General features: G+C 43.9%; 16 protein-coding genes and 1 pseudogene. 9 read left to right on the forward strand and 8 right to left on the reverse strand.

Annotated features, from left to right (window positions below):
• The first annotated feature begins 248 nt into the window (after nucleotides 1–248).
• The 3 genes from purT to dapC are packed head-to-tail and all read left to right on the forward strand — an operon-like array spanning nucleotide 249 to nucleotide 5,349.
• Nucleotides 249–1,463: a formate-dependent phosphoribosylglycinamide formyltransferase gene (purT, locus tag CWI32_RS04855; protein ID WP_171063324.1), complete on the forward strand. Its 1,215-nt coding sequence runs from the start codon at nucleotides 249–251 to the stop codon at nucleotides 1,461–1,463.
• Between the two features lie 26 nt (nucleotides 1,464–1,489).
• Complete coding sequence (glnD, locus tag CWI32_RS04860) at nucleotides 1,490–4,156, forward strand: [protein-PII] uridylyltransferase (RefSeq protein ID WP_005097404.1); 2,667 nt, start codon at nucleotides 1,490–1,492, stop codon at nucleotides 4,154–4,156.
• A gap of 23 nt (nucleotides 4,157–4,179) precedes the next feature.
• A complete protein-coding gene (dapC, locus tag CWI32_RS04865; protein WP_100534784.1) occupies nucleotides 4,180–5,349 on the forward strand; it encodes a succinyldiaminopimelate transaminase in 1,170 nt (389 codons plus the stop codon).
• Nucleotides 5,350–5,462: 113 nt separating this feature from the next.
• Here the strand turns inward: dapC and CWI32_RS04870 are convergent, their stop codons facing one another.
• Together CWI32_RS04870 and msrB are read right to left on the reverse strand one after the other, a co-directional pair.
• The gene (locus CWI32_RS04870; RefSeq protein WP_005097407.1) at nucleotides 5,463–5,939 is read right to left on the reverse strand and encodes a glutathione peroxidase; all 477 of its coding nucleotides are present in this window, start codon (nucleotides 5,937–5,939) and stop codon (nucleotides 5,463–5,465) included.
• Nucleotides 5,936–6,355 (reverse strand): peptide-methionine (R)-S-oxide reductase MsrB, encoded by a 420-nt coding sequence (gene msrB, locus CWI32_RS04875; protein WP_100534785.1) that lies wholly within the window; start codon nucleotides 6,353–6,355, stop codon nucleotides 5,936–5,938. Before msrB ends, CWI32_RS04870 begins: the two co-directional genes overlap by 4 nt.
• 229 nt (nucleotides 6,356–6,584) lie before the next feature.
• On the opposite strand from msrB, the gene CWI32_RS04880 reads away from it, so the two are divergent.
• Entirely contained in the window at nucleotides 6,585–8,015 is a 1,431-nt protein-coding gene (locus CWI32_RS04880; RefSeq protein ID WP_100534786.1) for a pyridoxal phosphate-dependent aminotransferase, read from the forward strand.
• A 215-nt stretch (nucleotides 8,016–8,230) separates the two neighbouring features.
• A complete protein-coding gene (locus tag CWI32_RS04885) occupies nucleotides 8,231–9,442 on the forward strand; it encodes a YbfB/YjiJ family MFS transporter (protein WP_100534787.1) in 1,212 nt (403 codons plus the stop codon).
• Here CWI32_RS04885 and CWI32_RS04890 read toward each other — a convergent pair.
• The 3 genes and pseudogenes from CWI32_RS04890 to CWI32_RS15330 form a co-directional block, all read right to left on the reverse strand.
• Nucleotides 9,421–9,981 carry a M23 family metallopeptidase gene (locus CWI32_RS04890; RefSeq protein ID WP_100534788.1) on the reverse strand — a complete coding sequence of 187 codons (561 nt, stop codon included), beginning with the start codon at nucleotides 9,979–9,981 and terminating at the stop codon, nucleotides 9,421–9,423. The genes CWI32_RS04885 and CWI32_RS04890 overlap by 22 nt on opposite strands.
• Nucleotides 9,982–10,126: 145 nt before the next feature.
• Nucleotides 10,127–10,255 carry a hypothetical protein gene (locus CWI32_RS15465; RefSeq protein ID WP_005170281.1) on the reverse strand — a complete coding sequence of 43 codons (129 nt, stop codon included), beginning with the start codon at nucleotides 10,253–10,255 and terminating at the stop codon, nucleotides 10,127–10,129.
• A gap of 539 nt (nucleotides 10,256–10,794) precedes the next feature.
• Nucleotides 10,795–10,958: pseudogene (locus CWI32_RS15330) on the reverse strand (NADP-dependent isocitrate dehydrogenase); the annotation flags it as partial.
• 195 nt (nucleotides 10,959–11,153) lie between these two features.
• Between CWI32_RS15330 and CWI32_RS04900 the strand changes: the two are divergent.
• Nucleotides 11,154–11,942 (forward strand): rRNA large subunit pseudouridine synthase E, encoded by a 789-nt coding sequence (locus CWI32_RS04900; protein ID WP_005170277.1) that lies wholly within the window; start codon nucleotides 11,154–11,156, stop codon nucleotides 11,940–11,942.
• On the opposite strand, the gene CWI32_RS04905 is transcribed toward CWI32_RS04900, so the two are convergent.
• Both CWI32_RS04905 and CWI32_RS04910 read right to left on the reverse strand, forming a co-directional pair.
• Entirely contained in the window at nucleotides 11,939–13,324 is a 1,386-nt protein-coding gene (locus CWI32_RS04905) for a heavy metal sensor histidine kinase (protein ID WP_100534789.1), read from the reverse strand. The two genes, CWI32_RS04900 and CWI32_RS04905, sit on opposite strands and share 4 nt — an antisense overlap.
• A complete protein-coding gene (locus CWI32_RS04910; RefSeq protein ID WP_005097421.1) occupies nucleotides 13,321–13,992 on the reverse strand; it encodes a heavy metal response regulator transcription factor in 672 nt (223 codons plus the stop codon). Before CWI32_RS04910 ends, CWI32_RS04905 begins: the two co-directional genes overlap by 4 nt.
• A gap of 120 nt (nucleotides 13,993–14,112) precedes the next feature.
• Here CWI32_RS04910 and CWI32_RS04915 point away from each other — a divergent pair, with 120 nt between their 5' ends.
• From CWI32_RS04915 to paaI, 3 genes are all read left to right on the forward strand, one after another.
• On the forward strand, nucleotides 14,113–14,610 hold the full coding sequence (locus tag CWI32_RS04915; RefSeq protein WP_100355845.1) for a GlcG/HbpS family heme-binding protein: 498 nt from the start codon (nucleotides 14,113–14,115) through the stop codon (nucleotides 14,608–14,610).
• A 69-nt stretch (nucleotides 14,611–14,679) separates the two neighbouring features.
• Entirely contained in the window at nucleotides 14,680–15,078 is a 399-nt protein-coding gene (uraH, locus tag CWI32_RS04920) for a hydroxyisourate hydrolase (protein WP_100355846.1), read from the forward strand.
• 129 nt (nucleotides 15,079–15,207) lie between these two features.
• Nucleotides 15,208–15,600 carry a hydroxyphenylacetyl-CoA thioesterase PaaI gene (gene paaI / locus CWI32_RS04925; protein WP_074383292.1) on the forward strand — a complete coding sequence of 131 codons (393 nt, stop codon included), beginning with the start codon at nucleotides 15,208–15,210 and terminating at the stop codon, nucleotides 15,598–15,600.
• 65 nt (nucleotides 15,601–15,665) lie between these two features.
• Here the strand turns inward: paaI and CWI32_RS04930 are convergent, their stop codons facing one another.
• Entirely contained in the window at nucleotides 15,666–17,369 is a 1,704-nt protein-coding gene (locus CWI32_RS04930) for a M61 family metallopeptidase (protein ID WP_100357726.1), read from the reverse strand.
• Nucleotides 17,370–17,521 lie beyond the last annotated feature (152 nt).

Below are 17,521 nucleotides of genomic sequence, written 5' to 3' on the forward strand. Positions count from 1 at the left end.
ATCATTTCCGTATTCTTTTATACTTTTTTAATACTCGACCAGTTGTAGATAGAAAAAAGCTATTGCCAAAACAGGATATACCGTCTTCAAATCAGTCTGACAGATCAGTGACATGACAATTACGCCTTACTTACCTCCAGAAAAACTTTATAAATAAAACTGTTGGACAATATCACAATTTTGTATGAATCTTGGCTTAACTGCCGGCTCAGTTCTGCTATGCTAAAAGTCCATAAAATCAAGCATGGATGACACACATGAGCGTGACTATTGGTACTCCCCTGCAAGCTTCTGCCTATAAAGTTCTATTATTGGGTTCTGGTGAACTGGGCAAGGAAGTGGTGATTTCACTACAACGTCTTGGGGTCGAAGTTCATGCTGCTGACCGTTATGAGCATGCACCTGCCATGCAAGTCGCGCATTATTCCTATACCTTGAATATGGCCGATGCTGAAGAATTAAAACAATTGATCCATCAAATCCAGCCACATTTAATCGTTCCTGAAATTGAAGCCATTGCCACACAAGTACTGGTTGACGTTGAAGAACAAAATATTGCGACCGTCATTCCTTCGGCTAAAGCGGTCAATCTGACCATGAACCGCGAAGGCATTCGCCGTCTGGCCGCAGAAGAACTGGGGCTGCCAACTTCAGCGTACCGATTTGCTGACAGTTTAGAGTCCTTCCGTGCTGCCTGTGATGATGTCGGCTATCCAAACTTTGTCAAGCCGGTCATGTCCTCTTCTGGCAAAGGCCAGTCTCGGGTAAAAAGCTTTGCAGAGGTAGACGCGGCTTGGGAATATGCGCAAACTGGTGGACGCGTCAATCAGGGTACAGTGATTGTCGAATCGCAAATTGACTTTGATTTTGAAATTACCTTATTGACTGTTCGTGCAAAAAATCCGGCAACCGGCGAGATCGAAACCTCTTATTGCGATCCGATCGGCCATCGTCAGGACTCGGGCGACTATGTCGAAAGTTGGCAACCTCAGCCGATGACTCCGGCAGCGCTAGAGGAATCTAAACGCATTGCCCACAAAGTCACCACAGCACTGGGGGGTTGCGGAATCTTTGGTGTAGAACTCTTTATCAAAGGCGACCAAGTATGGTTTAGTGAGGTTTCTCCTCGTCCACACGATACCGGACTGGTAACACTCGCCTCTCAATTTCAAAGCGAATTTGAACTGCATGCACGTGCGATTTTAGGCCTGCCCGTCAATACCACACGGCATAGTGTGGCTGCCAGCGCGGTGATTTATGCCGGGGTAGATGATCGTAATCTTTCATTTTCTGGCCTGAATCTTGCTTTAGCAGACGGCAATACTGATTTGCGCCTGTTTGGCAAACCTGAAGGCTTCGAACGGCGTCGCATGGGTGTTGCGACTGCACGTGCTGAAAGCATTGAACAGGCACGCGAACTGGCACTTCAGGTCGCAAATCAAGTTAGCATTAATCAAAACTAAGCTAAAATACCAACGGACCACTGTTCATGATCAATACCTTACCTCTGCTGAATTACATTAAAAGTAACCATGACATTAAAGCCATCAATCAATGGCGTAGTGATGTCGAAAATCAGCTACAGGAGAGTTTTGAAAATGGACAGTCGATTCGGGATATTATTCTGGCACGTTCCAATCTGATTGATGAAGCACTGCAATTTCTCTGGAAATACGCCGAACTGGATCAAACCGATTTGGCCCTGTTTGCTGTCGGAGGTTATGGTCGCCGTGAAATGCTGCCTTATTCTGATGTCGACCTCATGATCCTGTCAGAAGACGAGATTAGTCCAGAGCAGGAACAGCTGATTTCTACCTTCATTTCATTACTCTGGGATGTCGGTAATTTCAAACCGGGGATCAGCGTGCGTACCATCAATGATTGTGTCAGTCAGGCCAGTAGTGATCTCACTGTTGCCACTACGCTAATCGAAGCACGCCTGATTATTGGCAATGAGAACCTGTGCAAATGGCCACGGCGCATCGTGTCACGCACCTGGACCGATAAAACCTTCTTTGATGCCAAAATGGATGAGCAGCATAAACGCTATGCTCAGCACAACAATACCGAAAGCAATCTGGAACCGGATATTAAAAATGCGCCGGGCGGTATCCGCGACATCAACCAGATCGGCTGGATTGCCAAACGACATTTCCGCGTCAACCGGATTTATGATCTGGTACATCTGGGTTTTATTTCTGAATTTGAACTCGGTGTGCTCGAAGAAGCTGAAAGTTTTCTCTGGGAAATTCGCCATCATCTGCACCGCCTGACCAAGCGCGATGAAAACCGCTTACTGTTCGATTATCAGCGTGATATTGCGGCTAAATTCGGCTATGTGCGTGATGAGGCGCATCATCCGAACTATCCGATCGAACAGTTTATGAAGCGCTATTATCGCAGCGCACAGCAAGTCTCTACACTCAATGAAATGCTGCTGGCCTACTTCAATGAATCTGTGATTACCCCACGTTTACCGCAATATGAACGCCAGATTGAGGAAATTAATGAAAATTTCAAACTGGTCGATGGCAAGTTAGCAGTTCAGCATCACAAGATTTTCTCGGAAAATCCAAGCGCGATTCTGGAAATTTTCTATCTGCTGGCCAATCGTCCTGAAATTCAGGGCATTCGTGCGCGTACCTTACGCCTGCTGACCTTGGCAGGAAAACGCATTGATCAGGATTTTCGTGATAATCCGGTGCATCAGGCGCTGTTTATGGCGATTATCCGCTCACCGCATCGGCTCTACGACACCCTGGTGACGATGAAGCGTTATGGCGTACTGGGTAATTACATCCCGGCCTTTGGGCAGATTCTGGGCCTGATGCAATATGACCTGTTCCATATCTATACGGTCGATGCACATACCTTATTGTTGCTACGCAATTTAAATCGCTTTAAAGCACCTGAATTTGCCAAGGAATTTCCTGTGGTCAGTTCAGTGTTCCAGCGCCTGACCCGTCGTGACATTGTATATCTGGCAGCTCTTTTTCATGATATTGCCAAAGGTCGTGGCGGTGATCATAGTGAGCTTGGAGCAGCCGATGCCATTAAATTCTGCCGTAGCCATGGCTTTACCGAACGCGAAAGTAATCTGGTGGCCTGGCTGATCCAGAATCATCTGGTGATGTCTGTGACTGCGCAGAAAAAAGATATTTCCGACCCGGATGTGGTCAAAGAATTCGCAGAAAAAATGGGCGATATGGAGCATCTGGACTATCTGTATACCCTGACAGTTGCGGATATCAATGCCACCAATCCCAAGCTCTGGAATACCTGGCGCGCATCCTTGATGCGTCAGCTCTATACGCAGGCGCGTGATGTGATCCGTTCTGGTCTCGGCCGTCCGGTCGATTATCAGATGCTGATTGAAGACACCAAGTTTGAAGCCAGTGAACGTCTGGTCGAGCATTTCTCGCTCTATGATGTTGAAAAAGTCTGGCAGGAACTGGGTGATGATTATTTCCTGAAAGAAACCGCGGATGAAATTGCCTGGCATACCCGCGCCATTTTACAACATGGCGATAATCCTGCGCCTTTGGTGCTGATGCGGGCGCATCGAAAATATGCTCAGGATGCGGTACAGATCTTTATTTATACTCAGGATAAACCGAACCTGTTTGCGACCACAGTTGCCATTCTGGATCGTATGAATCTGGATGTTCAAGATGCGCGGATTATTACCGCGACCAAAGCTTTTAGTCTGGATACCTATGTGGTGCTGGATCGCTTTGGTACCTTACTCACCGACCCTGAACGGGAAGCCACCGTCATTGAAGCCCTGAAAGACGCTTTGAGCCATTCAGATGAATATCCGGGTCTGATGCAACGCCGCATTCCGCGTCAACTCCGTCATTTCGATATTGAAAATACAGTCGATATTACGATGAATGCGGCTCTGGATCAGAATATGGTCGAAATTGCGACTCTGGATCATCCTGGTTTACTTGCCAAAATTGGCGGTTTATTTATGATGCAAGGGCTGGATATCCACTCTGCCAAAATTGCCACACTTGGCGAACGTGCTGAAGATATTTTCTTTGTCACCAAAAAAAATGGCATCCCGATGAGCCCGACTGAGTCTCAAGAATTTGCAGCTGCACTCAAAGCTGCCCTGGATGAGGCTTCACATCAGGTCAGCGGTCAACACTAACACTCTGCTCGGTAACACATTTCATGAACTCTAGCTTGTCTTTATTGCACCCTTATCCCTTTGAAAAGTTAAATCGGCTTTTTGCGGATATCCAGCCTGCAAATATGCCATTAATTCCCCTGTCGATTGGCGAACCAAAGCATCCTGCACCGGAGTTTGTGAAACAGGCGATTATTGATAACTTTAAACATTTATCGACTTATCCCAACAGTAAAGGTCTTCCCGAACTACGTGAAAGTATTGCCAACTGGTTAAGCCGCCGCTTTAAGCTGAATAGCATCAGTGCAGACAGCAATATCCTGCCCGTTTCCGGTACACGTGAAGCAATTTTCTCTTTTGTACAAGCCTTGGTGAACCGAGAAGAGGCACCTTATGTGGTGATGCCGAACCCGTTCTACCAGATTTATGAAGGTGCGACGCTGCTCGCAGGTGCCAAACCTTATTTCATCAACTGTACTGAGGAAAATAATTACCTCGGTGACTTTGATGCCGTTCCGGCAGAAGTCTGGGAAAAAACCGCATTATTATTTGTCTGCACGCCGGGCAATCCAACGGGTGCGGTGCTGTCTAAAGAACAGTTTAAAAAGCTGATTGCGCTGTCAGATCAATACAACTTTGTCATTGCTTCAGATGAATGCTATTCGGAATTGTGGTTTGATCAGGCACCCGCGGGTTTACTGGAAGTCTGTGCTGAAATCGGTCGTGATGACTATAAAAACTGTGTGGTATTCCACTCGCTGTCTAAACGTTCCAACCTGCCGGGCATGCGTTCAGGTTTTGTCGCCGGTGACGCAACTTTACTAAAACCGTATTTGCAGTATCGTACTTATCACGGTGCAGCGATGCCGGTACAGCACCAACTGGCTTCTATTGCTGCCTGGAACGATGAAGCCCATGTGGAAGACAACCGGGTGCAATACCGCGCCAAATTTGATTTGTTCCAGCAAGAACTCGGTCACCTGCTGCCACTGAAAAAACCGGATGCCGGTTTCTACTACTGGCTCAAAGTCGACAATGATGAAGCCTTTGCCAAAATGCTGATGGAAAAAGCCCATATTAAAGTTCTGCCGGGCCGTTATCTGTCTCGTAATACTGAACAAGGTAATCCGGGTGAAAATCATGTACGTTTAGCTCTGGTTGCTGATCTGGCACAATGTGAACAAGTCATTCAACGTCTAAAAGTGATTCTCTAGATTTAAGTCATAATCAAAAAAACCACTGTAAATACAGTGGTTTTTTTATAAAAATGCAATACGATCAATTTTAATCCAGCACTCAAAAATTCTTTCATGTCTCAAAATAAAGTTTAGAGTACTTTTTCGATTTCAACTTCAAGATCTTCAGGCTTGGTCGTCGGTGCAAAACGGCTCAAAACCTTACCATCACGTCCAATCAGAAACTTGGTAAAGTTCCATTTAATCCCATTTCCTAAAATACCTTTGGAATTATTGGTCAAATAACGGAAGATGGCATGCGCTTCAGGGCCTTTAACATCCACTTTGGAAAACATCGGGAAAGATACCCCGTAATTTTTCTGGCAAAACTCACCAATCTGTTCATTGGAACCTGGATCCTGACCGCCAAACTGGTTGCATGGAAATCCTAAGACCTCCAGACCTTGATCTTTATATTTCTCGTAAAGCTTCTCTAATCCTGAGAATTGTGGGGTAAAGCCACATTTACTTGCTGTATTCACGATTAAAAGTACCTTGCCTTCATAATCTGCAAGCTGTTTGCTTTTACCATCTAACAATTCAGCTTCAAACTGATAAATGCTGGTCATGGATAGGTTTCCTCATCATTTTTTTCTTGTGTTTCTAATTCTAAAGAAGCCGAGTTTACACAATAACGTAAGCCCGTCGGTTCTGGACCATCAGGGAAAACATGCCCTAAATGTGCGTCACAATAATGACAAACAATTTCAGTTCTGACCATCCCGTGTGAAGTATCAGGTAATTCTTCTATGACTGAACTGCTCAGGGGACGGTAAAAGCTTGGCCAGCCACAACCACTGTCAAATTTGGTTTCTGAAGTAAATAAAGGTTCACCACAACAGCGACATACGTAAACACCATCTTGTTTGGTATTCCAGTATTTCCCGGTAAATGCGGGTTCGGTTCCCTTTTGGCGTGTAATACGGAACTCTTCAGGTGATAACTCTCTTTGCCATTCTCTGTCTGTTTTATTGAGTTTTCCCATGATTGCGTACCTTTTTATCTTGCTATTTAAAATAGGATAATCCTATATTTACGTGATTCAATTTAAAAATTCTAGTGTTTATTTAACAATTTACAAAAGACCTATAATAGCCAAAAAAGCAAAAAGTAAGCAAATATGCAGAAACAAAGTAAGCAACTTATGTACTAAATGCTTTTTTGTGAGCAAATTTAGTGTTAAGCTTAGTCATATTCTTGCTCAGGATTAAAAAATGTCGCAAAAAAAGAGCGTAATTTTTCAGAATTTACTTCCTGTGATCAGACAGTATCAACAGCTAGGATTTACCCATGAAAGAATTGTTGCTTTACTCAGAGATGAACATCATCTCGATCTGGTAACAACTGAGACATTTAAAAGTTATTTATACCGTTATGCAAAAGTGACCTCCACTCTTTCCGAGAACATCAAAATGCCGAACACTCTCCCAACCCCTCGCGAAATTAAGAAATCGTCTAAGCTCGAGCATGTTTGCTACGACATTCGCGGGCCTGTGTTACGAGCGGCCATCGAGATGGAAGAAGCGGGTCATAAGATTATCAAACTGAATATCGGCAACCCCGCCCCATTCGGTTTTGAAGCGCCGCAGGAAATTATCAATGATGTAGCTTTAAACCTGCCGAATGCGATTGGCTATACCGATTCCAAAGGGATTTTCCCGGCACGTAAGGCGATCTGTCAGTATTATCAGCAAAAAGGCATTCTGGATATGCACGTCAATGACGTCTATATCGGTAATGGTGTGTCTGAACTGATTGTTATGGCCATGCAAGGTCTGTTGGATGATGGCGATGAAATGCTGATTCCAATGCCGGATTATCCACTCTGGACGGCGGCAGTGAATCTATCTGGCGGTACAGCGATTCACTATAAATGTGATGAAGAAAATCACTGGTATCCCGACATTGTCGATATGGAAAGTAAAATCACGCCAAATACCCGTGGTATTGTGATTATCAACCCGAATAACCCGACCGGTTCAGTTTATCCACGTCATGTGTTACAACAAATTGTCGACTTGGCCAAGAAATATGACCTGATTTTATTTGCTGATGAAATCTACGACAAAATTATCTACGATGGAATCGAGCATGTTGCTGTAGCAGCTCTGGCTGGCGATCAGCTCTGTGTTTCGTTTAACGGTTTATCTAAAGCCTATCGTATTGCTGGTTTTCGTTCCGGCTGGATGGCCATTACCGGCAATAAAGCACGTGCAGCAGACTATATTGAAGGTCTTGATATGCTGGCGTCGATGCGACTGTGCGCCAACCATCAGGCACAATATGCGATTCAAACCGCCCTGGGTGGTTACCAGTCTATTAATGACCTGATTCGTCCCGGTGGCCGTTTATATGAACAGCGTAATATTGCCTGGGAAATGCTGAACGAGATTCCAGGGGTATCTTGTGTCAAACCTGAAGGTGCGATGTACTGCTTCCCGAAACTGGATCCGAATGTGTATCCAATTCAGGACGATGAAAAACTAATGCTGGATTTGTTACGTGTAGAGAAAGTACTTCTGGTTCAAGGTACAGGCTTTAACTGGCCAACACCGGATCATTTCCGTGTCGTGTTCCTGCCGGCTGAAAATGAACTGCGTGAAGCCATCACTCGTGTTGGCCGTTTCCTGGCCAAGATGCGTTAATTCCTGAAATAGACAACATAAAAAAATCGCATTTCTGAATGCGGTTTTTTATTTCTCTCCATATTCAAAGTTTCGACTTATAACATTTTAAAAAGTACAAAGACTTCCTGAAGCACAAATTCCTGCACTCAATGGTTTCTTATCAAGTGATTTCTCCTTAATCACGAAGATTCATGTTATTTTTTAACCAAATATAAAACTTTATGAGTACACGGATGTCCTCACACACAATTAAACTCAGCCTGTTTCTCTGCCTTAGTATGTGCTTGGGGATTGGCATTCTTCGTTTCTCTTATACTGCGCTGTTACCGGGTACACGAGAAGCCTTTGGCTGGAGTACAGATTTTGCCGGGCTTTTGGGCAGTGCCAATTTACTGGGCTATTTAATCGGTGCCTATACCGCCATGCGTCTGCCTCAAGACCGCAGTATGAGCAGGTATATTCAAATTTCAGCTTTTGCCGGTATGTTCAGTCTGATGTGCTGTGCATTTTCTGGTTTCTCTGAAGTTTGGTATATCGTCTGGCGCGTGATTTCAGGAATCAGCGGCGGGCTGATGATGATCTTATCGCCGAGTGTAGTTGCGCAGTGCTGTGAGCTTCAGGATCGTCTTAAAATCAACTTTATCGGTTTTAGCGGAATCGGATTAGGTGTATTAATTGCAACCCTGTTTCTGCCTTATCTTGATCAGATTTCCATACAGACTGCCTGGCTGATCTTATGTGGCTTTGCCCTGCTCATTTGTCTATGTTTAAGTGGACTTATCCAAAAATTTAAGCCTTATTTGTCCGTACAAGCACCTTCGACTACCTCCAAGATATCTTTGAGTAGCGTCTTTTATAGCTTACTGGCTGTCTACGCGTGTAGCGCCTTTGCCTATATACCGCATTCGCTCTTCTGGATTGATTATTTAAGCCAGCAGTTGGAATTGAGCTTGTTCTGGATTAACTTCAACTGGATTCTTTATGGATTTGGTAGTGCTTTAGGTGCCTTCAGTGCTTATGCACTGGCCAGAAAATTCGGTAATTTTGCTGCCCTAAAAATTCTTTATAGTCTTTATATTGTGGCTATTTTTATTGCGACTCTAGAGGGCCAAGCATTGCTCACGTTGAGCTCTTCCTTTTTGACCGGCATGCTAAACCCTGCTGTGGTCTTCCTGACCTCTTATACCATTTTGCAACTGTATGGGCTGGCGTATAAAAAACTCTGGAGCATTGCCACCTTGTGTTTCGCCTCTGTTCAGCTGATTGGCGGACTCAGTTTTAGTGCGCTGCAATATTTTGGTTTGAGCTATCATCAACAGTTCATATTAGCTGCATTTGTTCTTTTATTAGGAACATTGCAATTATTCTGGTGTACCCGTCCTGCCAGATTCACTCCTGAAACACAACCCCATCCAGTTTCTGCTCAAGGAGAAGGCACGAAATAAGGATATGGATTGGTCGCCCCTTGCCCGCTCAGATAAATCCCGTAATGTAGATGTGGCGGAGTATTTTTGGCATTTCCAGTATTGCCGACATAGGCAATCACTTCGCCCGCTTCCACCCAGTCGCCTTCCTGAATATGCTCAGCATAATCATTCAGATGCGCATAGTAATGCTGACTCATATCAGGCCCTGTCACCCAGATAACTTTCCCACCCAGATTATTGGTGCCAATTTTACGTACAATCCCTTGGGTGGCACTTAAGACAGGTGTGCCACGTCGAGCAAAAATATCTGTCCCTTCATGTTTACGGCCTGCACTGCGCGCGGCTCCCCACGTATCATTAATTTGACGGACTGTAATACCTTCGACCGGAATCTGTAACAGTGCTTCTAATTGAGTCTTTTTCAGTTGCCAATAAAGATAAGGACTTTTCCATCCTGCTGCTTCACCTGAAGGTGGTGGCTGACAGGCGGTCAAGACAAAGCATACAGATAAAATTAAGCTTAAAATCCGAAAAAATTTCACCAATATTATTCGCATTTATTTTAGAAAGATGGTTTTTATCTTAAGCAGAACAGCACAATTTAAAGTCGTAATCTTGTAATTTTTTGAATGATATTTTTATAAAATCAATGATATAACAACGCCCTTATGTAAGGGCGTTGTTATGGAAGGTAGCTAGGAATTACTTACGTTTTTTTGCACGGGAGGGTTTGGCTGGTTGTTGCTGTTGCTGTTGTTGCTCTTCATTCTGAGCGCTGTCCTGCTTGTCCTTTTGTTGGACCTGCTTATGTTTCGCTTTAGATTTGGCCATATTATGTACTCCTTCGGAGAAACGTCTCTATCACTGGAAGTTCCATTGATCACTCTAACGTTTTTGGAAAATATGCCAATCATCGAGCTGTATCCAAATGCGTCAATGTAATAATAGGTTGGCTAAGTGATTCAACTCAGAACAAATCCTGTTCTGGCTCACTACAATCTTTACGCAAAGTTGCAGCTTGATACTCATTTTAACTTTTGGGCGTTTATCAATCAGAATTTAAGAAAATTTAATCCCCCTGAGAAACCTGCGATTAATATAGGTTTTAATTAGGAGAATCAGGCTTTAATGAGTTAAGTATATCTGCAATAGTAGGATGATCAAATTCAAAAAAAGCTCGCAGTCTTGCGCTTGACCTCCAGCGCAAGACTGCGTGAATGTTCGCTCTTTGGCTATTTTTATAGCTAAAATCTTCTTTATGATCAGGTCAGGACTTCTTTCTAGTAGTTCATGTTTAACGCACAATTTAGTTCAAGGTGATTCTAGGTGTTTAGTCCCGGCATTTGAGGGCTTACTACTCTATACTTTTAAACTGTAACATCTACCACAGCCTGTATTGTTGGTGTAATATCAGCACCAATTTCATTCCCTTTGATACATGGGACAATTGGATTATTTGCTAGGTTGAGTGACAGGTCTGCATTAACGGTAATTTGGCACCATCCGCAGGTATTACGATCTTTTGATATTCTATTCTTCATATTTTTCCGAATGCTACTGACAAACCTAAAAATAATTGCCAATTAGGCAATACTTTCAACTGTTCTTAACGCATAATATTCTAATCCAGATTCGTTGTTTTTGAGATTTATACGGGAAATAACCAAATTTCCCTTTAAAATAAGCCTCTACATTTTTTAAGTTTATGTAATTATAGAAGTTATTTCCTATGAAAATCGTCATTTTAAACAAACCCTATGACGTCCTCTCCCAATTCCGCCCAGATGAAAAACACCAAACCATGGCTGATTTCATCGACGACAAAGATTTACGTCTTGCTGGTCGTCTGGACATGGACTCAGAAGGTCTGGTTTTTTTAACAGATCACGGTGGTCTGAACCAGTACATCACCAATCCTGCCAATAAAAAGTTTAAAACCTATATGGTGCAGGTTGATGGTGATGTCACCGAAGAAGCACTTGAGCAGCTTCGTAAAGGTGTGGAACTTAAAGATGGCATGACCCTTCCAGCCAAAGCTGAAAAAGTATCTGAACCGGAATGGTTGTGGGAGCGTAATCCTCCTGTACGTTTCCGTGCATCTGTCCCAACGTCTTGGGTTGAGATTTCAATTTGTGAAGGCCGTAACCGTCAGGTTCGTCGTATGACCTCTGCGGTGGGCTTCCCTACACTGCGTTTAATCCGTACTAAAATTGGTGATATTGACCTTGTACGTATGGATATTAAACCGGGTGAAACCAAAGAAATTGAACCTTTACTTTATCCAGATTTCCAGAATGTTCCTGCTGAAGAGCCATACCGTTCACGTTCTTATGTGAAAAAACCGGGTGGTACGGGTGGTAAGCCAATGGTTCGCAAGAACAAAGATGGTTCAGTGAAAAAATCAGGTACCAAACGTATCTGGCAAATGGACGAAAGCGAAAAGCCGAAACGTCGTACCAATGGTACAACTCGTCCAAATACCAAAGCACCTCGTGGTCGCGGACGCGGTCGTGGTTAAAACCCAGTCTGCTCATCAGGTAGGGACAGGCTAAAGATCACGCCAGACGGTGTATTTTCTACAGTTGTCTGCCCCTGATGGAGCTGCATGATCGACTGTACAATGGCAAGGCCCAGACCACCCGTCTGGGCTTTTTCGTGCCGGCTGTCATCGATCTGATAAAAACGCTCAAATAAATGCGGATGGTGCTGCTCTGCAATCCAGACTTCTGGCGTCAACACTGATATTTTAATCCTGTGGTTGAGTCGCTGTGCAGACACAATAATCTCACTCCCAGGCTGACCATAAGTAATGGCATTGCTGATCAGATTGGCGACTGCGCGCTGTAACAATACGGTGCTGGCTGTCAGACTTAAATCTGGCGGAACATCCACTTTTAAATGCATCTGCTTCTCTTCGGCCAGAAAGCTGAAGTACTCAAGCAATTCTTGCAGCATGTCATTTAGATTGAAATGCTGTTTTTCAATCGCATATCCGCCATGTTCTACCCGGGCGATAAACAGCATACTTTCAATCATCTGGCTCAGGCGTTCGTATTCTTCCAAGTTGGAATAGAGCAGATTTTCCAGTTCAGCAGGTTCGCGCGACCGCGATAACAGAATCTGTGTCTGCCCGATTAAATTGTTTAATGGGGTGCGAAGTTCGTGTGAAATATCCTCAGAAAAACGTGCCAGCTGCTGATACGCAGCCTGAATATTAGCGAGCATATCGTTCATGGCCTGACGCAGCTCTTGAACCTCAAGCGTATTACTCTGAACATCGATGTGCTGATTGGGCTGCTGAATATTGACCTGTGCTGTAGCCAGCATCAACTGGCGCATGGACTTGAGAATATAGCGTCCTGCCAGCCAGGCCATCAAGGTCGAGAGCAGTATGCCAAGCAGACTATAGAGCACCAGTTTTGATAAATAGCTTGCCAGTATCCTTTGTCCCTCTGCCAGCTGCTTACCAGCCACCAGTTGATAACTGCGACCATCAAACTGCACCTGTTTAAAAGCCAGTCGTGTCGAAGGCTGTTCAGCCTGATTATTCTGAAACTGTAAGGCAGAGGTATAGTGCAATGCCGGAATATGAATCTGCAAAGGATTGATTTCAATCAAGCGATTATTCTGATGTTGCAGCAGCAGTAGATTATCTTCTTGCCCCAGCATGTTTTCATATAATTTGGGATGCTGAACCAAAAGCTCGAAACTCTGGGCATCTTCAAGAAATATTTCAATTCGGGAAATACGTGCAGCCAGTGCCTGATCCTGCTGAGCCTGAATCATCTGTTGCATATTTTGATAAGACAGTAACGCCACACTCAAAAAAACCACGCAGGACACCAATGCAAACGCAATACTCAAGCGTGTTGCCAGCGGTAATAAGATAGGATTGTTCATGGGTATTCATCAAGTTTATAACCCATACCGCGTACGGTATGAATTAGTTTTGGCGTGTAATGATCATCAATTTTGCTCCGCAGCCTGCGAATGGCCACATCCACCACATTGGTATCGGTATTAAAATTGATATTCCAGACCATGGAGGCAATCTGGCTCCGGGTCATCACCTGCCCCTGATGCTCCATCAACAGTTGCAACAGCGCAAATTCTTTCTGGCTTAATTCGATCTTTTGTTCATTACGATATACTTCATGCTTTAGGCGGTTCAATACCAGACCTGCAACCTGATAGGCCTCCTGCTCCAGTCGCGGCACACGGCGCAACAGACTTTTGATCCGGGCCAGTAACTCAATATAGGAAAAAGGTTTGGTCAGATAATCATCGGCGCCAAGCTCCAGGCCTTTCACCCGATCCAGCACATGATCGCGTGCAGTGAGCATCAATACCGGAATCTGGCTAAAAGTTCGCAAGGTTTTCAGCACCTGCCAGCCGTCCAGATCTGGCAGCATTACATCCAGCAGTACCAGATCAAATGACTGTTGCTGCAAACAGGCCAATGCCAACACGCCATTTTCAGCAATGGCCGTGCTATAACCTGACTCACTCAGTCCTTTTGCCAGATATTCAGCAATCTTGACTTCATCTTCTACAATTAAAATATGCATGTCAGTAGTTTAGCTGTTTTTAGCTATGCCTAGATTACAAATTGGTAATCTGATTGTCATGCTGCACTGGCGTATTTCTTTCTACAATAGCAACAGTATTCAATTGCATGAATGACAAGTATGAAAAATTCAATCGCCAAAACAACCCTAGCCTTGTTCAGCAGCTCATTACTACTCAGCTCACTGGCACATGCAGAATTAAAAACAGCACCAGTCATGTCGCTAGAAGCAGCAAAGCTTATGGCCAGCAATGTCATGTTGGCCTGCCAGAAACAGGCCAAGCCCGCAGCAGTCGTGGTTCTGGATCAGGGTGGTAATCTGCTGGCTAGTCAACGCCATGAATCTGTCGGCATTCACAACCTGATCGCAGCAGAACGCAAGGCCTTTACCGCGTATTCAACGAAAACCAGTACGCTGGATTTTATGCGCAATGCCCAGAACAATCCGGACGCACAGAACCTGAATAGTTTGCCTGAACTGCTGTTACTGGGTGGCGGTGTACCTGTTATGTACCAGAATCATATTTTAGGTGCTGTAGGTGTTGCGGGTGCAGGCGGTTCGGAACAGGATCATCAATGTGCCAATAGCGGCATTCAAAGCACTTTAAAACAGCTTTAATCTATTTAAATAAGTCTTATTGGTTTCTTTTATTCAATATTACTTCATCCATCTACTGAGGAATACAACATGAAAAAAATCCTGCTAGCAACCCTTGCGAGCACCGCAGCCACGCTTTCCTTTGCACAGAATCCACTTAGTGTGCATGTTCTGAATCAGGAAACAGGTTTACCTTCCGCAAATATTGCAGTTACTTTGGAAGCACAGCAAGGTGAGAAATGGGTCAAGCTCAATGAAGCTGAAACAGATCAAAATGGCCGTATTAAAGAGCTATATCCAAAAGATACCAATCTGCAAAAGGGTATTTATAAAGTGACCTTTAAAACGGGTGACTGGTTTAAGGCCAATAATCAGCGGACATTCTTCCCTGAAGTACCGGTGGTCTTTATGATTGATGGTGCTTTAGAGCATTATCATATTCCACTGTTATTGAGCTCTTATGGTTATTCGACTTATCGCGGTAACTAAGCTCTTTCACTTAAGGCCCATCTTATTGGGCCTTATTCTTTTACTTGTTATTCTTGTGCTGGAATGCTATTCATGACTCATATTAAATGAATTTAAAAATAAAACGTATCTCAAACAAGGAGCTTTGCAATGGATCAGCAAGTCAACCAGATGTTTAATCAGGATCGATTAATCCAGCATCTTGGTGCACACCTTGTTGCTTATAGTCACAATCACGCAAAAATTTCGCTGAAAGTCACTGAACAACATTTACAGGGTCACAAGACCTGTAACGGCGCAGTGATTTTCGCGCTTGCAGATGCGGCATTTGCCATTGCCTGTAATACAGGTGAACATCCGGCTGTTGGTCAGCATTGTGGAATTCATTATTTAAAATCAGGAGTTCTTGGCGATACATTGACTGCTGTAGCAGAACATAGGGCCAGCAGTGGCCGTAGCGGAATTTACGATATTCAGGTGATAAATCAGCATGATCAAATTGTGGCAGAGTTCCGTGGTACGTCTCGACTGATCATCAGATAACTTTCAAAACTTGATGCAATAAAAAACCGATGCCTAAGCATCGGTTTTTAAAGTTTGAAATTTAATTAAGCTTTCAACCACTTTTCAGCTTTAGTCTGATCTTCAATTTTCAGTTCAACTTCGGTCAGTTCAGAACCAGCTGCCTGAACTTCAAAGCTCATCAGCTCGTCACGACGAAAAGCATGCATGGTATAAACACCTTCCTGTTTTGCATAACTTTCCATTAACTTCATCGTTGCTTTTAAACCATCAACGGCAATAATCACATCATTGGCAGAAAGGCCAACTACTACAGCAGTACTATCACGACGCGCCGACTGAACCAATACACCTTCCGGCTTATCTACCAGTTTTAAACCGAAAGGCAATGACTTGTCATTTTTCAGGTTATAACCGATACCAAACTCAGGCAATAACTGATCCAGTGGCAATTCATCTGTGGTATTAATCAAGTGATTAATCTGCTCTGACCAATCATCACCGGTCAGCTCTTTGCATAATTCAAAGATCGTCCGCTCATGTACCTGAACACCCTTTTGTGCATTTTCATACAAACGGCGCATCAAGGCATCCAGACTTGAACCGCGTAAACGCAAACCTAAGTCTAGGCACAATGCAACCAAACAACCTTTGTTGTAATAGCTGGTGCCGGCATTATTCGAGTTTTCATCCTGACGGTAGAATTTCACCCAGGCATCAAAACTGGATTCAGACACCGACTGAATCGCACGACCCGGATTCTGCAAGTAACGATCAATCTGCGCTTTTAATAAAGCAATATATGATTCCTGGTTAATCACGCCACTGCGTAGCAAAATCAAATCATCATAATAAGAAGTGAAGCCTTCAAAGATCCACAGCAAAGACGTATAGCCTTCACGGTTCAAATCATAATTGACAAAATTTTCAGGGCGAATAAATTTCACCAACCAAGAATGGAAATATTCATGGCTACATAGGCCGAGGAAACGCTGATAATCTTTGGAAGGTTCTTCAGGCTCATTGGCCTTCGGCAAGTCATCGCGCGGTGAAATCAGGCTGGTCGAGTTTGGATGTTCCAGACCACCATAACTATTTCCGGTTGCCATGGTCATAAAAGTATAGTCAGCAAATGGCGCTGAACCGAACATGGAGATTTCTGTGCTACAGATTTTCTCAATGTCCTGCTGCATACGTGCTGCATTCATCGCATGCTTGCCGGACACCACAAACTCATGCGGAATACCATTCGCTTCAAAACTGAAACGGGTTTGCTCTGCCAGTTCAAACGGTGCATCAATCAATTCAGCATAGTTTTTGGCTTTCAGGGTGAAACGGCCCTTGACCAGACTTTTGGATTGCATGCCGGTTGCCAGTTGGAAATGCTTTAACTCATCTGGCAGGAAGATTTCTAATTCAATCTCTTTATTTTCCTGACCTTCTAGCCCCAAGCATGCACAGGCCGGGTTGACATAGAGACGGTTTTGATCCACATATGCACCACGAACAGACAGGTCGTAGGCATAGACATCATATTCAACCGTAATCAGCTCATGATCGGTATTGAATAAACGCCATTTGTTCTTTTCAAATTTCTGGATTTGCAGTTGACGTCCATCTTCATCATAAGCTTTGACCGCCTCAATGTGTTTGGAAAACTCTCGAATCAAATAACTTCCCGGAATCCAGGTCGGTAATGATAAGATCTGCGTCGGGTCTGCCAGAAAGCGAACAGTCACGTGAATAAGGTGCTGACGATAATCGTCAAATTCGATTTGATAATGCAACATAATGGGCGATATAAAATGAAAATAAATGAGGTATAGCTTAGCTTAGCATTTTTTAAGCCAAGATGGTTTAGCTGTCTTATTTGTCTACATTTACGACTAGCTATCTGTATAAAAAAGGCATAGCATGCCTGAAAATTTAATCGTTCAACGCC

The sequence above is a fragment of the Acinetobacter pseudolwoffii genome (assembly GCF_002803605.1).
In the GTDB taxonomy this organism is placed as follows: Bacteria; Pseudomonadota; Gammaproteobacteria; order Pseudomonadales; family Moraxellaceae; genus Acinetobacter; species Acinetobacter pseudolwoffii.

Coding starts and splice junctions, on each gene's coding strand:
- purT (WP_171063324.1), top strand. CDS start 249: ATGACACACATGAGCGTGACTATTGGTACTCCCCTGCAAGCTTCTGCC.
- glnD (WP_005097404.1), top strand. CDS start 1,490: ATGATCAATACCTTACCTCTGCTGAATTACATTAAAAGTAACCATGAC.
- dapC (WP_100534784.1), top strand. CDS start 4,180: ATGAACTCTAGCTTGTCTTTATTGCACCCTTATCCCTTTGAAAAGTTA.
- CWI32_RS04870 (WP_005097407.1), bottom strand. CDS start 5,939: ATGACCAGCATTTATCAGTTTGAAGCTGAATTGTTAGATGGTAAAAGC.
- msrB (WP_100534785.1), bottom strand. CDS start 6,355: ATGGGAAAACTCAATAAAACAGACAGAGAATGGCAAAGAGAGTTATCA.
- CWI32_RS04880 (WP_100534786.1), top strand. CDS start 6,585: ATGTCGCAAAAAAAGAGCGTAATTTTTCAGAATTTACTTCCTGTGATC.
- CWI32_RS04885 (WP_100534787.1), top strand. CDS start 8,231: ATGTCCTCACACACAATTAAACTCAGCCTGTTTCTCTGCCTTAGTATG.
- CWI32_RS04890 (WP_100534788.1), bottom strand. CDS start 9,981: ATGCGAATAATATTGGTGAAATTTTTTCGGATTTTAAGCTTAATTTTA.
- CWI32_RS15465 (WP_005170281.1), bottom strand. CDS start 10,255: ATGGCCAAATCTAAAGCGAAACATAAGCAGGTCCAACAAAAGGACAAG.
- CWI32_RS04900 (WP_005170277.1), top strand. CDS start 11,154: ATGAAAATCGTCATTTTAAACAAACCCTATGACGTCCTCTCCCAATTC.
- CWI32_RS04905 (WP_100534789.1), bottom strand. CDS start 13,324: ATGAACAATCCTATCTTATTACCGCTGGCAACACGCTTGAGTATTGCG.
- CWI32_RS04910 (WP_005097421.1), bottom strand. CDS start 13,992: ATGCATATTTTAATTGTAGAAGATGAAGTCAAGATTGCTGAATATCTG.
- CWI32_RS04915 (WP_100355845.1), top strand. CDS start 14,113: ATGAAAAATTCAATCGCCAAAACAACCCTAGCCTTGTTCAGCAGCTCA.
- uraH (WP_100355846.1), top strand. CDS start 14,680: ATGAAAAAAATCCTGCTAGCAACCCTTGCGAGCACCGCAGCCACGCTT.
- paaI (WP_074383292.1), top strand. CDS start 15,208: ATGGATCAGCAAGTCAACCAGATGTTTAATCAGGATCGATTAATCCAG.
- CWI32_RS04930 (WP_100357726.1), bottom strand. CDS start 17,369: ATGTTGCATTATCAAATCGAATTTGACGATTATCGTCAGCACCTTATT.